At 57.8% G+C, this 15570-nt stretch carries 14 protein-coding genes and 2 tRNA genes; 12 read left to right on the plus strand and 4 right to left on the minus strand.

The genetic code is table 11. The features are described 5' to 3' along the window. The first annotated feature begins 21 nt into the window (after positions 1-21). The 7 genes from FYJ63_RS08190 to FYJ63_RS08220 all read left to right on the plus strand — a co-directional run bounded on the left by FYJ63_RS08190 (position 22) and on the right by FYJ63_RS08220 (position 8578). A complete protein-coding gene (locus FYJ63_RS08190; protein ID WP_287847799.1) occupies positions 22-1695 on the plus strand; it encodes a fumarate hydratase in 1674 nt (557 codons plus the stop codon). Between the two features lie 226 nt (positions 1696-1921). Continuing rightward, positions 1922-3082, plus strand: a complete 1161-nt coding sequence (locus tag FYJ63_RS08195; RefSeq protein ID WP_154545601.1) for an NAD(P) transhydrogenase subunit alpha — start codon at positions 1922-1924, stop codon at positions 3080-3082. An 88-nt stretch (positions 3083-3170) separates the two neighbouring features. Then, on the plus strand, positions 3171-3473 hold the full coding sequence (locus tag FYJ63_RS08200) for an NAD(P) transhydrogenase subunit alpha part 2 (protein WP_154545603.1): 303 nt from the start codon (positions 3171-3173) through the stop codon (positions 3471-3473). An 8-nt stretch (positions 3474-3481) separates the two neighbouring features. Then, the gene (locus tag FYJ63_RS08205; RefSeq protein WP_154545649.1) at positions 3482-5152 is read left to right on the plus strand and encodes an NAD(P)(+) transhydrogenase (Re/Si-specific) subunit beta; all 1671 of its coding nucleotides are present in this window, start codon (positions 3482-3484) and stop codon (positions 5150-5152) included. A gap of 154 nt (positions 5153-5306) precedes the next feature. Then, positions 5307-6038, plus strand: coding sequence for a DNA repair protein RecO (recO, locus tag FYJ63_RS08210; RefSeq protein WP_154545605.1), 732 nt, complete (start codon positions 5307-5309; stop codon positions 6036-6038). A 5-nt stretch (positions 6039-6043) separates the two neighbouring features. Further along, a complete protein-coding gene (gene uppS, locus FYJ63_RS08215; protein ID WP_154545608.1) occupies positions 6044-6856 on the plus strand; it encodes a polyprenyl diphosphate synthase in 813 nt (270 codons plus the stop codon). A 213-nt stretch (positions 6857-7069) separates the two neighbouring features. Further along, positions 7070-8578 carry an NAD-dependent succinate-semialdehyde dehydrogenase gene (locus FYJ63_RS08220; protein ID WP_154545610.1) on the plus strand — a complete coding sequence of 503 codons (1509 nt, stop codon included), beginning with the start codon at positions 7070-7072 and terminating at the stop codon, positions 8576-8578. 141 nt (positions 8579-8719) lie between these two features. Here the strand turns inward: FYJ63_RS08220 and cysE are convergent, their stop codons facing one another. The 3 genes from cysE to FYJ63_RS08235 all read right to left on the minus strand — a co-directional run bounded on the left by cysE (position 8720) and on the right by FYJ63_RS08235 (position 11339). Then, on the minus strand, positions 8720-9286 hold the full coding sequence (cysE, locus tag FYJ63_RS08225; RefSeq protein ID WP_229770079.1) for a serine O-acetyltransferase: 567 nt from the start codon (positions 9284-9286) through the stop codon (positions 8720-8722). A 407-nt stretch (positions 9287-9693) separates the two neighbouring features. After that, positions 9694-10623: a cysteine synthase A gene (cysK, locus tag FYJ63_RS08230; RefSeq protein ID WP_154545615.1), complete on the minus strand. Its 930-nt coding sequence runs from the start codon at positions 10621-10623 to the stop codon at positions 9694-9696. 98 nt (positions 10624-10721) lie between these two features. Beyond that, on the minus strand, positions 10722-11339 hold the full coding sequence (locus tag FYJ63_RS08235) for an IMPACT family protein (protein ID WP_229770075.1): 618 nt from the start codon (positions 11337-11339) through the stop codon (positions 10722-10724). A gap of 295 nt (positions 11340-11634) precedes the next feature. On the opposite strand from FYJ63_RS08235, the gene rpmF reads away from it, so the two are divergent. From rpmF to FYJ63_RS08255, 4 genes are all read left to right on the plus strand, one after another. Next, the gene (rpmF, locus tag FYJ63_RS08240; protein WP_154545619.1) at positions 11635-11805 is read left to right on the plus strand and encodes a 50S ribosomal protein L32; all 171 of its coding nucleotides are present in this window, start codon (positions 11635-11637) and stop codon (positions 11803-11805) included. A 73-nt stretch (positions 11806-11878) separates the two neighbouring features. Continuing rightward, positions 11879-12568 carry an HAD family hydrolase gene (locus tag FYJ63_RS08245; RefSeq protein WP_154545621.1) on the plus strand — a complete coding sequence of 230 codons (690 nt, stop codon included), beginning with the start codon at positions 11879-11881 and terminating at the stop codon, positions 12566-12568. A 14-nt stretch (positions 12569-12582) separates the two neighbouring features. Continuing rightward, complete coding sequence (locus tag FYJ63_RS08250; RefSeq protein WP_154545623.1) at positions 12583-13482, plus strand: DNA-methyltransferase; 900 nt, start codon at positions 12583-12585, stop codon at positions 13480-13482. 113 nt (positions 13483-13595) lie between these two features. After that, the gene (locus FYJ63_RS08255) at positions 13596-14867 is read left to right on the plus strand and encodes a peptidase U32 family protein (RefSeq protein ID WP_338106887.1); all 1272 of its coding nucleotides are present in this window, start codon (positions 13596-13598) and stop codon (positions 14865-14867) included. 22 nt (positions 14868-14889) lie between these two features. Here FYJ63_RS08255 and FYJ63_RS08260 read toward each other — a convergent pair. After that, a tRNA-Gly gene (locus FYJ63_RS08260) sits at positions 14890-14963 on the minus strand. A 75-nt stretch (positions 14964-15038) separates the two neighbouring features. Between FYJ63_RS08260 and FYJ63_RS08265 the strand changes: the two genes are divergently transcribed. After that, positions 15039-15112, plus strand: a tRNA-Pro gene (locus FYJ63_RS08265). The last annotated feature ends 458 nt before the right edge of the window (positions 15113-15570 follow it).

Consider the following 15570-nt stretch of genomic DNA (forward strand, 5'->3'; position numbering starts at 1 on the left):
ACACCAAGCAAAGGGGCAATTGTGGCCGAATTTTTTTACACTGATATGCTCGCCCACGGCGAGGACACCTATACCTACCGCAAACTGACCAGTGACGGCGTTGAGGAGGTGGAAGGCCCTGACGGTCGTAAGTTCCTCAAGGTGGCTCCCGAAGCCTTGACACTGCTCGCTGAAACCGCCTTCCACGACATCTCCCACTACCTGCGCACCGCCCACCTCGAGCAACTCCAAAAGATCCTGAACGACCCGGAGGCCTCCGGAAACGACAAGTTCGTGGCGATGGACTTGCTCCGTAACGCGAATATCGCCGCGGCAGGCGTGCTGCCGATGTGCCAGGACACCGGCACAGCTATTATTAAAGGCGAGCGTGGCCAGCACGTTCTCACTCCGGGACCTGACGAGGAGGCGCTGTCGCGCGGCGTCTACAACGCCTACACCAAGCTGAACCTGCGTTATTCCCAAAATGCGCCCTTGTCTATGTACGAGGAAAAGAACACCGGCTGCAACCTCCCGGCGCAAGTTGAGCTGTATTCCGAAACTGAGCAAGACCGCGCCAATGAGTACCGTTTCTTGTTCATGGCGAAGGGCGGCGGTTCGGCGAATAAGTCTTACCTTTACCAGATGACCAAGGCGATTCTCGATCCGGAGCACATGATGCAGTTCCTGGAGGAAAAAATCCGCTCACTTGGGACCGCAGCCTGCCCGCCGTATCACCTGGCGATTGTGATTGGTGGCACTTCGGCGGAATTCACCTTGAAAACCGCGAAATACGCTTCGGCGCACTACCTCGACGGGCTGCCCACGACTGGCGGGGAAGATGCCCACGGTTTCCGCGATCTCGAGATGGAAGAAGAAGTCCTCGAACTCACCCGCAAGATGGGGATCGGCGCCCAGTTTGGCGGCAAATACTTCTGTCACGACGTGCGCGTGGTGCGCTTGCCGCGCCACGGCGCGTCCCTGCCGGTCGCGATTGCAGTGTCCTGTTCGGCTGACCGCCAGTGTGTCGCGAAAATCAACAAGGATGGCGTCTTTATTGAGCAACTTGACATGGACCCGGGTCGCTTCTTGCCGGAACCGAGCGAGGCTGAGGTCGGGGCTGCGGATGAGGCCGTGAAGATCGACCTAAACCGCCCGATGAAGGATGTCCTTGCTGAACTCAGCAAGTACCCCATCAAGACCCGCCTGTCCTTGACCGGCACGCTTGTTGTCGCGCGCGACCTAGCACACGCGAAGTTGCGGGAACGCCTGGAAGCGGGCGAGGAACTTCCCGATTACTTCAAGAACCATCCGGTCTATTACGCCGGTCCTGCTAAGACCCCGGAAGGAATGCCTTCGGGATCTTTCGGGCCGACGACCGCCTCGCGCATGGATCCCTACGTGGATCTCTTCCAGGCGCATGGCGGCTCGATGATTATGCTCGCGAAGGGTAACCGCTCCGCCGAAGTCACGGAGGCCTGCCAGAAATACGGCGGGTTCTATCTCGGTTCCATCGGGGGGCCGGCGGCGGAACTTGCGGCCCACTCCATCAAGCATGTCGAGGTTTTGGAATACCCCGAGCTCGGGATGGAAGCAATTTGGAAGATTGACGTTGAGGACTTCCCGGCCTTCATAGTGGTCGACGACAAGGGCAACAACTTCTTTGAAGGACTCGACAAGGTGGTGCTGACGATTAAGATGCCGCCGAAGAAAGCCTAAACGCTCCTATTGAATCGGGGGACGTGCTCTTTGATGCAAAAATGAGTCAAAAAGCACGTCCCTTTGACTCACCAGGGGATTGAGCCTAAAAGATGAACTTTTTTAAGAGTAAAAACCCCGACTAAATACACTTTCAAAAACAACTCGTTTGCGCTACACTTTTAATGTCCAACTCATGAACCCATGAGCTGTTTACAACGATGTATGCACACGGAGGGTTTTTACAATGATTATCGGTGTACCCAGGGAAATCATGCATGGCGAAGATCGCGTCGCGGCCACCCCTGAAACAGTCAAAGAAATGGTCGATGCCGGACTCACGGTCCTGGTCGAAGCCGGAGCAGGGGAGGGATCCTTCTTCCATGACCCCGAATATGCGGCGGCTGGTGCCGAGATGGTGGCGGACTGCGAGGAAGTTTTCCGTCGCGCCGACCTTATCTTGAAAGTCAAGGAGCCGCTGTTTAATGAAGCCAAAGGTCGCTCCGAGATTTCGATGATGCACCAAGGCCAATACCTCATCACCTTTATCCACCCGGCCGCCCCCGCGAACCACGAGATGGTCAAGGAAATGGCCTCCCAGGGCGTTATTTCGCTGACTCTCGACGGCGTGCCGCGCATCTCGCGGGCTCAAAACCTCGACGCGCTCACCTCCATGAGTACTTGCGCGGGCTACAAGGGCATCATCATGGCAGCCGACCGCCACCCGGCTTTCCTGCCGATGATTCACTCTGCGATCGGGCGCATTGATCCGCTACACGTCCTTGTGATTGGCGTCGGCGTGGGCGGTCTTCAAGCGCTTGCCACCGCGAAGCGTCTCGGTGCGGTAGTTCACGCCGCGGACATTCGCCCCATGGCTGCCGAACAGGCGACCTCTCTTGGGGCTAAGCCGGTTGACCTCCATGTGGATCCAGCAAAGGCCATCGGGGAAGGTGGCTATGCTCTCGAACTCCCTGAAGAGGAACTCGAAAAGGAGCGCGCGGCTCTGGCTGAAGTCTTGCCGGATATGGACATTGTCTTCTGTTCCGCGCTGGTGCCGGGCTGTCTCGCGCCGAATCTCATCAGCGAAGACATGGTGAAAACCATGAAACCAGGCTCAGTTATTGTCGATATCTCCATTGACCAAGGCGGCAACTGCGCCATCACGCCTCCCGGTGAGATTGAAGTGAAACATCATGTGACCTGCATCGGCATCAAGAACATTCCGGGGATGCTCCCGAAGAGCTCCACACTCATGTTCGCGAAGAACATTGCAAACTTCGTTAACTTCCTCGTTCACGACGGCCAGATTGTCCTCGACCGAAACGATGAAATCATCGCGAAGACGCTCACCACCATCGATGGGCAAATCGTCCACGCCGGAGCGCGCGAAGCGATGGGCCTCGACTAAACGATTAACACTTCAATCAGCGGGCTGGCTCGGAATCTCGGAAATCTTTGAGGAGCCGCGCCAGCCCGCCACAATTAAGGAGGATAAGATGAGTGTTTTCCAAGGGATTCTCTTGGTTATTCTGATTGTTTTCACCCTCGTCGGCTACAAGCTCATTTCCCAGGTCCCGAGCCTGTTGCACACGCCCTTAATGAGCGGAATGAACGCCTTTTCCGGCGTGACCATTCTCGGTTGTCTCTCCGCGACCGGAGCGGCCGTTGCGATGGGGTCGAAAGCGCTCGGGATTCTCGCGATTATCTTGGCGATGGTGAATATCGTCGGCGGCTTCGGGGTGACCGACCGGATGCTTCGGATGTTCGACAAGAAGAAGCCAGCAGGGGAGGCGAAGTAGCCATGACAATGATTCTTCCTTTAGTCGCAGCCGAGACCTCCGGCACCGCGAGCCTCTTTGCGGGGCCGAACTCCCCGGCCTACTATGTCATCTCTGCCGTCCTCGTGATTCTCGTCCTAGTGGGCTTGAAAATGCTCTCCTCCGTGAAAACCGCAGTAAACGGCAACCTCCTCGGGGCCTTCGCGATGCTCGCGGCGATTGTGGCGACACTGTGGAATTTCGGGCTGCTCTCCGCAGTCGAGCTCTACGTGGCGATGCTCATCGGAGCCGGCTTGGGTGCGATTATCTGGCGGAAAACTAAGATGATCCGGATGCCCCAAACCGTGGCGCTTCTAAACGGCTTCGGCGGCATGGCCTCGATGATTGCTGGCATCCTGACCCTGGTCCTCCACCCCGATAACAACACCTTCGCCCTAGTCACCGCCGGTTTGGCCGTGGCCGTCGGCGGGGCGACCTTTTTCGGGTCAATGATTGCTGCCGGAAAACTTCAACAGATTCTCGCCCAGCGTCCCGTGGTTCTTCCCGCGCATTCAATCTGGGTCGCTTTGACTTTGGTTTTGAGCCTCGGCGCGACGGTCGCCTTTGCCTTCCCGCCGTTCAATGTGCCGGGCGTGGCCCAGACCGTTCTCATCGTGGTTGAGGTTATCGCCGCGAATCTCTTCGGATATTTGCTGGCGGTGCGTGTTGGCGGGGCGGATATGCCCATCACCATCTCCTTGCTGAACTCGCTTTCTGGCGTGGCCGGAGCCATCGCCGGGCTCGCAATCTCGGACCTGCTCCTGGTTGCGATCGGAGCGATTGTCGGGGCGTCGGGGCTCTTGTTGACCCAGATTATGTGCCGCGCCATGAACCGGCATTTGCTCGACATTCTGCTCGGGAAGACTTCGGTCGGCTCGGGCTCGGCTGAGGCCAGTTCGGCTGAGGCCGGTGCCGTTCCGCCAGATGCAACCCAGCAAGAGCCATCTGTTCAACAAGGCGCATCCGAAAGCATCGCTGCTGGTGAACCCGGGGAGATGCCAGATTCGGGAGTCGAGGCGGAAAAACCGGAATCCCTTGCTGAAACCGCCGCACCCGCGACACCCGCTGCGACTTTGGAGCCTACGGATGGGGGCGCGCCCGCCGAACCCACAACCGCCACCGCTGAAACCGACCCGCAGGAAACCATCGCTGGCTGGATCGGCGAGGCCTCGCGAGTCATCATTGTCCCGGGCTACGGCATGGCTCTGGCTCAGGCTCAAGAGGAAGTCAAGCGGCTCTATGACTTCATGGAGCGGGCCGGAAAGACGGTTGACTTCGCGATTCACCCCGTGGCGGGACGGATGCCCGGACACATGAACGTGCTTTTGGCGGAGGTCGATGTCGATTATGACAAGCTGCGGGAGATGCAGGAGATTAACGATGAATTCGCTAGTGCCGACCTTACAATCGTCGTGGGTGCCAACGACGTCATCAATCCGGCAGCCAACACTGCAGAGGGAACGCCGATTTACGGGATGCCGGTGTTGCGCGTGGGGGAGTGCCGGCGCGTAGCCATCTTCAACTTCGATTTGAAACCCGGTTACGCCGGAGTCGACAATCCGCTCTATGCCAGGGCCAAGACCAATCCGGAAGCGGTGGCGCTGGCCCTAGGCGATGCCGCGGAGACGCTGGCGGGACTGAACGCTCGTCTTGCTGGCTGAGCCACTCTGGGACGATGGGGGCGTGCTTTACCGTCCCACGGGACGGTAAAGCACGCCCCCATCGTCCCATAAACCTGAAAGGTTCCTGGGGGTTTCCGAAAGAGAGCGTGCCCAGGTCGGCTGTCACGGCGCGCAGTGTGTAATAATCGGGACGATGAGAACTTTCCGAGATGAGGCGATTGTGCTTAGAACCCAGGATTTGGGTGAAGCCGATCGTATCGTGACCTTGCTTACCGCGCGAAACGGGTTGATTCGCGCGGTAGGGCGCGGAGTTCGCAAGACCAGCTCGCGCATCGGGGCGCGTCTCGAACCTTTCGGAGTCGTCGACATCCAGGTTCGCCGCGGCAAAGGCGGGCTGCACTCTATTGAACAAGTCGAAACCATCGCCCCCTACGGGCGCTCGATTGCCCACGATTATGCGCTTTTCACGACCGCAAACTTGATGGTAGAGACGCTCGAACGGGTCAGCGAGGAAGCCTGGGCGACCGACCGCTATTACGGGCTCACGATCGGAGCCTTGCACGCCTTGGCTCTGGGACGCCACGAGCCTTCACTGGTTTTGGATTCTTATTTGCTGCGCCTGCTGGGACTGGCGGGCTGGGCCGCGAGCTGCTGGGATTGTGCGACTTGCGGAGCGGCTGGCCCCCACCCTTATTTCAATCCTTCCGCAGGTGGCGCAGTGTGTGTCAATTGCAAGCCAAACGGGGCTGTGACGGTTGAGGAAGATACCATGCTGCTTTTGGCGGCGCTGTCGGTCGGAGACTGGGCCCGCGCGGATGCGAGCGAGTGGTCGGCACGTGCCGAAGCACATGTCCTCACCACGACGTTTGTCCAGTGGCATATTGAACGGCGGCTGAAGTCGCTTTCGGTGTTGGAAATTGCGTAAGCGCTATGAACGAAAAATCTTGGGTACGCGAGATTCCGGCTCCTTTTGCTCCGGAAGCGCCAGCTTTGCCCGCGGAACTCGAAGTTGGTGCAGTGGGGCACGTCGCCATCATTATGGACGGCAACGGTCGCTGGGCGAACGCGCGAGGGCTTGATAGGACAAGTGGCCATGAGGCGGGAGAGTATGCGCTGATGGACACGGTTGCCGGCGCGGTCGCGGCCGGAGTACGTCACTTGTCCGTTTACGCATTTTCCACCGAAAACTGGAAGCGAACACCGACGGAAGTGCGGTTTTTGATGGGGTACTCTCGCCGGGTGTTGCGGGCGCGGCGCGATGAATTGAACGAGTGGAACGTGCGGGTGCGCTGGAGTGGGCGCGAAGGTCGATTGTGGAAATCTGTGCTCGCCGAGCTTCGCGAGGCCGAGCGGCTGACCGCGGAGAACACCGGAACTGAGCTCATTATGTGCCTCAACTATGGCGGTCGCGCCGAGCTTACCGACGCGACAAGGGCCGTCGCAGCGCGGGTGGCGCGTGGCGAGCTGCGACCCGAGCACGTGACCGAAAAGACCCTAGCCCGTGAGCTTTACTTGCCTGATCTTCCGGACGTGGATTTGCTCATTCGCACGTCTGGCGAGCAGCGCACCTCGAATTTCTTGCCGTGGCAGGCAGCCTATGCCGAGCTGGTTTTCGCGCCGGAGGACTGGCCGGACTACGGGCGCATGCAACTGTGGCGGGATTTGCTGGCTTTTCAGTCACGTGACCGGCGTTTCGGTGGGGCGGTGAACCGGCCTGCCGAGCGGGGAAGCTGGGTTATTTAATGAATGAGTGTGCATGAATGTACGGCGAAAACCCGCAACACTGTAGCAAACCGCTTCCGCTTTTGCATTACCCCAGTTCACGGGCTCGATAAAATTTCTAGTTGACCGCAGGAGGTCTATAACCGTACATTCGTGCACGCCTCTGCGAAAATCGCGGCCCGATTTTACCGGTTTGGGTCTCGGTCATGACTCTCTCGGGTTTAGGGTGGAGTTATGGACAATGAAGTTTTAGTTTTTGTAAATGGCAATTCGGTTGACATCCCGCGGCTAGTCGAGTGGACGCCTAAGGACCTGTTCGTGGGCGGCGCCTGGGAAGCTGGCGCTGGTGGTGAGCGCTTTGCGGTTATAAACCCGGCGACCGGTGCGGTCTTGGCGAAAGTGGCCTCGGCGGGTGTCGAAGATGCCGCGGTGGCGCTTGACCGAGCCGACGCGGTGCAAGAGAAATGGGCTGCGACCGCCCCGCGGGAGCGCGCCGAAATCCTGCGCCGGGCTTTTGAGCTGATGGACGGGAAATATCGTCCGGTTTTGGCCGCAACCATGACCCTTGAGATGGGTAAGCCACTCGGTCAGGCGAACGGCGAGGTCACCTATGGGGCGGAATTTTTCCGCTGGTTCTCCGAGGAAGCCTGTCGGGTGCGGGGGGACTATTACCGTTTGCCCGAAGGCGCGCTCCAGGCGATGGTGGTGAAACGCCCGGTGGGACCTTGCGTGTTTGTCACCCCGTGGAATTTCCCGCTGGCCATGGGGACCAGGAAGATCGGTCCGGCTTTGGCGGCGGGCTGTGTGTGTCTGTGGAAGCCGGCACGGGATACACCTTTGACCGCGTTGCTCTTGGCACGAATCATGGAGGAGGCCGGCTTGCCCGCGGGGGTTTTGTCGGTGTTGCCGACCACCCATTCCGGGGAGGTAACCGAGAAATTGTTGCATGATCCGCGGGTGAGGAAGCTCTCTTTTACGGGGTCAACAGAAGTCGGTAAGTCTTTGCTGAAACTCGCCGCTGATCAGGTGCTCCGCACCTCGATGGAGCTCGGTGGAAACGCACCCTTCGTGGTTTTCGACGACGCGGATATTGACCGCGCGGTAGAGTCGGCGATGGCCACCAAGATGCGCAACATGGGTGAGGCCTGCAACGCCGGGGATCACTTCTTTGTGCAAGACGGGATTTACGACGAGTTCGTGTCGAAGTTTTCCGCCGCGATGCAGGCGCAAAAAGTCGGCGACGGACTGGACGACGGAGTGGAAGTTGGCCCTCTCGTCAACCGGTCGCAGCTTGAGAAAGTGTCCGGGATGGTCGAGCGTGCCGTGGCTGCGGGAGCGAAAGTCGCTGGTGAACCCAATGTTCCCCAAGGCTACGGCTTCTTCTTCCCGCCCACCGTCCTGACCGACGTTTCGCCGGATTCGGAAATTGTGACCGAGGAAATCTTCGGGCCGGTCGCCCCTGTCGTCCGTTTCGATACAGAAGAAAACCTGGTGCGGATGGTGAACTCCGACAAGATGGGTCTTGGTGGTTACATCCACACGAGTTCCTGGGAGCGGATTATGCGGCTTGCCGAGAAAATCGAGATCGGGATGATTGGGTTCAACGCCGGCACCATCTCCAATGCTGGCGCGCCTTTCGGGGGAGTCAAGCAATCCGGTCTCGGGCGCGAAGGCTCGACAGAAGGAATCGAGGAATACCTCGAGACAATTTATATCGGTTTGCCTGCGCCGAAACTGGCTTGAGAACTGGGCGGCGACCCTAACTCGAGTGTGCCATACCGAAATCGTAGTTATATTCAGAGCACTGCCATATGCTCCGGTGCCCTGATTATAGCTACGTTTTAGGAGCGAGAATTCCTTGACTCGCGACTATACAGGGCACGTCTAGATGAACAAGGACGGGTCGATGTTCATGTCCGGGCTCACTTCGCGCTTCGCCTTGCGGAGCTTCGCCGGCACACCAATCGCAATGCCACCTGCGGGAACGTCCTTGACAACGACCGCGTTCGCACCAATCTTGGCGTCATCACCAACCGTGATGGCGCCAAGCACCTTCGCGCCGGCACCAATCATGACCCGGTCGCCGACCGTGGGATGACGCTTGCCCTTGACCATGCGCTGACCCCCCAAAGTCACGCCGTGGAAAATCAGACAATCCTCTCCCACAACTGCGGTTTCGCCAATCACCACGCCGGTGGCATGATCAATAAACAGCCGCCTACCGATACTGGCTGCGGGGTGAATATCGACGCCGGTCATGGTGCGTGTCGCTTGCTGAATCAGACGCGCCACAATCCGTAAACCCGCCTTCCACAGCCGATTCGCGAGTCGGTGGGCCCAAAGTGCGTGAACCCCTGGGTATGACAGAGCCACCTCGAGGCGATTGCGCGCGGCAGGGTCGCGCTCCATAGCGGTATCGAGGTCTTCCAAAATCAAATCCCACACCCGCATCCGTGTTGCGGGTATATGCGATGGGGGGACAGGGTGGCTAGCAAGAAAATTCATCGATTTTACTTTACCTGAGTTTTGGGTTTGGTGCCGCCACGCCGTTTGTTTTCGGGGTTTTGATTTGGGGTTTGGCGGGTCAGACCTCTTCGGCGTAATGAGCGAAGCGAATGTAGCCGAAAGGGTCTGGCCCCGACTGCTAAACCGGCTGAAACCTTCCCGCTACGCCACGAGGGTCAGACCCTTCTGGCTCCGCTTCGTTACGCCACCGCGACGAAGGTCGAGTGAAGTGCCGAGCTCGCTCGAGCATTGCCGAGGCCAAGGAAGCGGTGCGCAACTTTGCGAAGCAAAGTTGCAAGCAGAGAGGTCTGACACGGTGGCTTCGCTTCGAGGTCTGACCCGGTGCCTACGCCTTATTCGCCGATTCCCTCAAAAAGCACTGTCGACAAATACCTCTCGCCCGTATCCGGCAAAACGGTCACAATCGTCTTTCCGGCGTTTTCCGGACGCCCCGCCAACTCAGCCGCGGCGGCCAGATTCGCGCCGGAAGAAATCCCGACCAGCAGGCCTTCTTTCGAGGCCGCATACCGAGCGGTTGAAATCGCGACTTCCGAAGGAATGGTAAGATATTCATCCACCACGGAGCGGTCAAAGTTGCCGGGAACAAAGTTAGCGCCGATTCCCTGAATCTTGTGGCCCCCGGCTTTACCGTTCGCCAGGAGTGATGATTCGGCAGGTTCCACCGCGATAATCTGGACGGCAGGGTTCTTTTCCTTCAGAAACTTCCCCACTCCCGAAATCGTCCCGGCGGAGCCTACGCCGGCGACAAAAATGTCGACCTTGCCGCCCGTCTGCTCCCAAATCTCGGGACCGGTAGTGCGATAGTGCGAATCCGGATTTGCGGGATTGTCGAACTGAGCGGCATAAACCGAACCGGGATGCTCCGCGAGGTACTTCTCCGCCGCATCCTTGGCCGCCTGCATCCCGCCCGCGGCGTCGGTCAGCAAGAGCTCCGCCCCAAATGCGGCCATCAACTTGCGCCGCTCGATGCTCATCGATGCAGGCATGGAAATCACGACTTTATATCCGAGAGCAGTCCCAACCATGGCCAGAGCTACGCCCGTGTTTCCCGAGGTGGCCTCGACAATCGTCCCACCGGGCTGTAACTTTCCGGAGGCCTCAGCGGCGCGGATAATGGCAAGTCCGGGGCGGTCTTTCACGGATCCGCCGGGATTGGCTGCCTCGTACTTGGCGAGAACCATGCAGTTGTCGCCAGCGATTTTGTTGATGCGAACCAGCGGGGTGTTTCCGATGAGCTCGGTAATGTCTTTAGCGATGTGCATGATTCCTCCTTTATAGAATCTCGATTAGTGTATTTCGCAACGTGAATGTTGCGTAAACATTATGACGCAATAATTGAGATTTTTAAAATTCTCGGAGTTCAAGCCGGTTTTTCCACGGTTTGGATGCCGTCGGGCGTGAGGGTAATCGCGGTGGCGAGTTGCTCGGAAAGAGCGGTAGCGAGTGCGGTTTCGTCGATGTCAGCAAGGGCTATCCGGAAAGTGGCGCGCTCTTTCCACTCGATTGATAATGGCACTAAACCGCGAGACCGCAGCCATGATTCCAGCGCGGGCGCCTTGCTGAGTTCCACTTGAAAAGAAACCACCGGAAGTTGCGAAACCTGCAGGCGTGGCGCCCCGTCAAGCACCGCGGAAACCGCGCCGGAATAAGCCCGTACCAGTCCGCCGGTACCGAGCTTAATCCCACCGAAATACCTTGTCACTACGACACAGGCATTACTTAATCCGGATCCGACCAGGACATCCAACATGGGTCGTCCCGCGGTTCCGCTGGGTTCCCCGTCATCCGAAGAACGCGTGACCGGCATGGCCCCTGATTCCCAGCCTTCGGGAAGGAAAGTGAAGGCCGAACAATGATGCCGCGCGTCGGGGTATTTCCGCCGCTCAGCCTCGATAACCTCCCTTGCGGTTCCCTCCGAATCCGCGCGCGCCGCGAGGGCAATAAACCGCGAACGCTGGATCTCGAGCTCCGCGCTCATTGTTTTGTCTAGGGTTGTAAAGTCCATGAATTCAGGTTACCAATTTGCGTCGTTGAAAAGAGATGTCGTAGCAGCTCACAGCTCTGTCCTGGGCGGCCACTTTGGTGTCTTTCTTTTGAGAGGAAGCTTTAAATCAAATCGTTTTGAACTGGGATTATAAAAATTGAGCGCGGAAAAATACTTTTCAAAGTGGCCACCCAGGACGCGACGACCTAAACCGGTTTGGTGAAAACAGACGAAAGTTGCTATTATTGAACGTCTTGTGATGATTGACAAATGAAAGGAGCGCAGGGCGATGGCAGTTCCCAAGCGCAAAATGTCCCGCGCCAACACTCGTACTCGTCGTTCCGCATGGAAGGCGAAGTTGACGCAACTTGATAATGTAAAGGTGCAAGGCCAGGAGGTCGCGATTCCGCGCCGTTTGGTCAAGGCCTACCAGACTGGTCGTTTGACCGTCGAAGACTAGAACGTCTCATCCGCGTGTCGCCTGGCTTGCTGCCGGGCGTTACGTGTTTAAACGACTAGGAGGAAGTCACCCAATGAATGTTCAGCAAGAGGCCAGCCTCCGTCCTGAGGCGGTTATTTTCGATTTGGATGGCACCCTAGTCAACTCCGCGCCGCTGGTGATGGAGTGTTTTCGCCTTATGGTTCGCGACCTGTTCGACCCCGAGAGAGAAGCGGAGTTAACAGACGCGCAGTTGCTGACCTATCTCGGCCCGCCCCTGATGGATTCCATGTATGACATTGATCCCGCTGCTAGCGAGGAGAAGGCCGCCGCAATGGTGGCGAAATATCGGGAATATTACCTGCCTCGGGCCGAGGAATCTCCGTTATTTGAGGGAATTCCGGAGCTGCTTGAGTCCTTGAAGGGGCGAGGAATTCGCCTCGCGGTGGCGACTTCAAAACTCGAAAAACCCGCCCGGAAGATTCTCGACCACCACGGGGTGTTGGAGGCGTTCGAGACCGTGGGCGGGGCGAGTTCTGATTTGCGGCTTTCAACAAAGGCAGAGGTTCTGGAGGAGACTCTCGCGCGCCTGGGGCTCGGAGAGACTCCCGAGCGGGCTTTGATGATTGGTGACCGGTTCTATGACATTGAAGGAGCTGCGGCTTGCGGAGTTCCGGCCGTGCTCGTCACCTGGGGGAAGACCGCTGGCCAGGGAGAGGAACAAGGCGCGGTTGCGGTTGTCGGAACAACCGAAGAATTGTCAGAGCTTCTTAGCGAACAGTAGCTGGGAGAAGCGAGATGACGAGTAAGCAGCCTACCGGATGGTGGGACGAAGAGGGCCCGAACCTGGTCATTCAAGGCGATAATCTTCCGGTCTTGCGTGAACTTCCCGATGAATCTTTCCAGCTTATTTATATTGATCCCCCTTTTAACACGGGTAAAGTACAGTCCCGAGTTTCGCTAAAAACCCGGAGGATTGACAATCTGGGGGAAGGCTCTCGAGTCGGTTTCAAAGGCCAGACTTATGAGACTATCCGAGGAGCCGCGACTTCCTATAATGACGAGTTTGCGGATTACTGGGGCTTTCTCAGTCCGCGTCTCGAACAGGCCTATCGGGTGCTCGCGCCAACCGGAACCCTGTATCTTCACCTGGACTATCGCGAAGTCCATTACGCGAAAGTGGCTCTGGACGGGATTTTTGGGCGCGAGAGTTTCTTGAATGAGATTATCTGGGCCTATGACTACGGGGCGCGTGCGAAACGCAAATGGCCCGCGAAGCATGACAATATCTTGGTCTATGTCAAAGACCCGAAGCATTATTACTTTGACTCGACCTCAGTGGATCGGGAACCATATATGGCTCCGGGGCTCGTAACTCCCGAGAAGGCGGCGCGCGGGAAACTGCCGACCGACGTGTGGTGGCACACGATTGTTTCCCCCACTGGCAAGGAAAAGACCGGATATGCGACCCAAAAACCGGAGGGGATTCTGCGCCGGATTATCGAGGCTTCTTCTCGAGAAGGAGACTGGGTCTTGGATTTCTTCGCCGGATCGGGGACGAGTGGGGCAGTGGCGGGAAAACTCGGGCGGCGCTTTGTGATGATTGACGAAAACCCCGAGGCCGTGGCGATTCAGCGGGAGCGGCTCGCGGCGATTTCGGGGCTCGGGACGGTCGAATACCTGGGTATTGCCCTGTAACTCGTGCGATTTAGGCCATCGGTGGCAATAGTGGCAGCAAGGCCCAAAATCTTCCGAGTTCCAGAGACACCGGCGAGTATTGATTGCCGCCGCCGTTTCGCTATGCTTGACGAGTGAATGAGAAAACCCAAGTAAAACCCGAGGTCTTAGCGCCGGCCGGAAATCTCGAGGTGCTGCGGGCCGCCGTGGATTTCGGCGCCGATGCCGTCTATGCGGGCGGGAAAGACTTCGGGATGCGTTCGCGGGCCAAGAATTTCTCCCTTGATGACTTCCAAGCGGGGCTGTCCTATGCCCACGCCCGCGGAGCGCGCGTTTATGCCACCGTGAATATCGTCCCGGACAATGACGAGATTGCGCCGATGAATGACTACATGGCGGCGCTCGCGGACCTCGGAATTGATGCGCTTATAGTCTCCGACATCGGGGTGTTGATGTCTGCCCGCCAAGTCGCTCCCGAAGTCGAGATCCATATTTCCACCCAAACTGGGGTGATGAACTTTCAGGCCGCGAGGGCGCTCTCTGAGCTCGGTGCCACACGGGTCGTGCTCGCCCGCGAGATGAGCTTGTCGGCGATTCGGGAGCTGCGCGCGCAGACCCCGGAAGACCTTGAGATTGAGGCCTTCGTCCACGGGTCAATGTGTATGGCCTTCTCCGGACGCTGTATGCTCTCGAAATACCTCATCAACCGCGACGCAAACCACGGGGATTGCGCGCAAAGCTGCCGCTGGAAATATCACGTGGTGGAGGAAAAACGCCCTGGACAGTTGTTTGGAATCGAAGAGGACTCGCGTGGGACGTATCTGTTTAACTCCCAGGATATGAACATGATCGAGCACGTCGATGACCTTCTTGATGCCGGAGTGTCGAGTCTCAAAATCGAGGGTCGCGCCAAGGGGGCGTACTATTCTGCAGCAATGAGCAATGCCTATAAGTTCGCGGCCGAGGCGTGGTGGGAGCAGCGCGCCGCCGAGGTCGCGCACGGTCTCGCACCCGCACCGGTGGAACTCCCGCAATGGGTGAAGGATGAGCCTTTCAAAGTCACCCACCGGGAATATTCCACGGGTTTCTATTATCCGGAGGCCCCCGCGAGGGAGTCGCTCACGCGCGGAAGTTACATCAGCGATTGGCTCTGGCTCGCCACTGTGACCGCGTATGATGCGGTTTCCGGTCGAGTGACGGTGATGGCGCGCAACAAGATAGTGCCGGGAACCGAGACCGAGATTTTGGCTCCCGAGCGTCCTCCGATTCGGTTTACAGTCCCGAGCGAAGGAATTCGGGATGCGGCGGGGCGAGACATACTGGAAATCAACAATCCGGCTAACGAGTTTTCTTTGCCTTGTCCGGAGCCAATCCCTGTCGGTGCCATGCTCCGCGCCCGCGCGTGAGAAGATGCTCGGTTCTTAGAAATGGAGCGAACGACGGGAATCGAACCCGCGTAATCTGCTTGGAAGGCAGAGGCTCTACCATTGAGCTACGTTCGCGTGCCCAACAAGTTTACCTGTTTTGTTCGGTTTCGTTCAAGTCGAAGTTTCGGTTAAGATGGAATGTACCTTTTACGGGGTGTAGCGCAGCTTGGTAGCGCGCCTGCTTTGGGAGCAGGATGTCGCAGGTTCAAATCCTGTCACCCCGACGAGTGAGCACCCGCGAAAGTTTACTTTCGTGAGGTGCGAGCGAGGATGGGGTGCGCAATCACAAAGAGGTTGCTAGCACCCCGACTTTTTGGGGTTAAAGGACAAATTGTGTGTTTTTTATCCGGGATTTTTGTTGTTGTAGAGCCTTAAAGTCGGGTTGAAAGTTGGTTTGGCTGAACTTTGGGGTCGGTCAAATTGTGTGTCTGTTTTCCCGGGTTTTGCTTGTGTTGGCGGGGGAAAGTCGGGTTGAAAGTTGGCTGGTTCATGCTGAGGGCATGAACATGATGAAATGCCCGGAGTGTGGCACTCCTTTGAAACGTAATGGAAAGACTGAAGCGTCCTGGGTTTTGTTCCTACCTGTTTTTGAGAGGATAGGAACATGCCTAGAAGGTATTCACAAGAGTTTAAGGATCGCGCGGTGCGGATGGTCGTGGATCGTTTGGCTGATGATCCCTCC

This window comes from Mobiluncus porci, from assembly GCF_009695935.1.
In the GTDB taxonomy this organism is placed as follows: domain Bacteria; phylum Actinomycetota; class Actinomycetes; order Actinomycetales; family Actinomycetaceae; genus Mobiluncus; species Mobiluncus porci.

What these genes read in the sequence shown, in the direction of transcription:
- FYJ63_RS08195 (WP_154545601.1), top strand. Translation starts at nt 1,922, where the DNA reads ATGATTATCGGTGTACCCAGGGAAATCATGCATGGCGAAGATCGCGTC.
- FYJ63_RS08200 (WP_154545603.1), top strand. Translation starts at nt 3,171, where the DNA reads ATGAGTGTTTTCCAAGGGATTCTCTTGGTTATTCTGATTGTTTTCACC.
- FYJ63_RS08205 (WP_154545649.1), top strand. Translation starts at nt 3,482, where the DNA reads ATGATTCTTCCTTTAGTCGCAGCCGAGACCTCCGGCACCGCGAGCCTC.
- recO (WP_154545605.1), top strand. Translation starts at nt 5,307, where the DNA reads ATGAGAACTTTCCGAGATGAGGCGATTGTGCTTAGAACCCAGGATTTG.
- uppS (WP_154545608.1), top strand. Translation starts at nt 6,044, where the DNA reads ATGAACGAAAAATCTTGGGTACGCGAGATTCCGGCTCCTTTTGCTCCG.
- FYJ63_RS08220 (WP_154545610.1), top strand. Translation starts at nt 7,070, where the DNA reads ATGGACAATGAAGTTTTAGTTTTTGTAAATGGCAATTCGGTTGACATC.
- cysE (WP_229770079.1), bottom strand. Translation starts at nt 9,286, where the DNA reads ATGCGGGTGTGGGATTTGATTTTGGAAGACCTCGATACCGCTATGGAG.
- cysK (WP_154545615.1), bottom strand. Translation starts at nt 10,623, where the DNA reads ATGCACATCGCTAAAGACATTACCGAGCTCATCGGAAACACCCCGCTG.
- FYJ63_RS08235 (WP_229770075.1), bottom strand. Translation starts at nt 11,339, where the DNA reads ATGAGCGCGGAGCTCGAGATCCAGCGTTCGCGGTTTATTGCCCTCGCG.
- rpmF (WP_154545619.1), top strand. Translation starts at nt 11,635, where the DNA reads ATGGCAGTTCCCAAGCGCAAAATGTCCCGCGCCAACACTCGTACTCGT.
- FYJ63_RS08245 (WP_154545621.1), top strand. Translation starts at nt 11,879, where the DNA reads ATGAATGTTCAGCAAGAGGCCAGCCTCCGTCCTGAGGCGGTTATTTTC.
- FYJ63_RS08250 (WP_154545623.1), top strand. Translation starts at nt 12,583, where the DNA reads ATGACGAGTAAGCAGCCTACCGGATGGTGGGACGAAGAGGGCCCGAAC.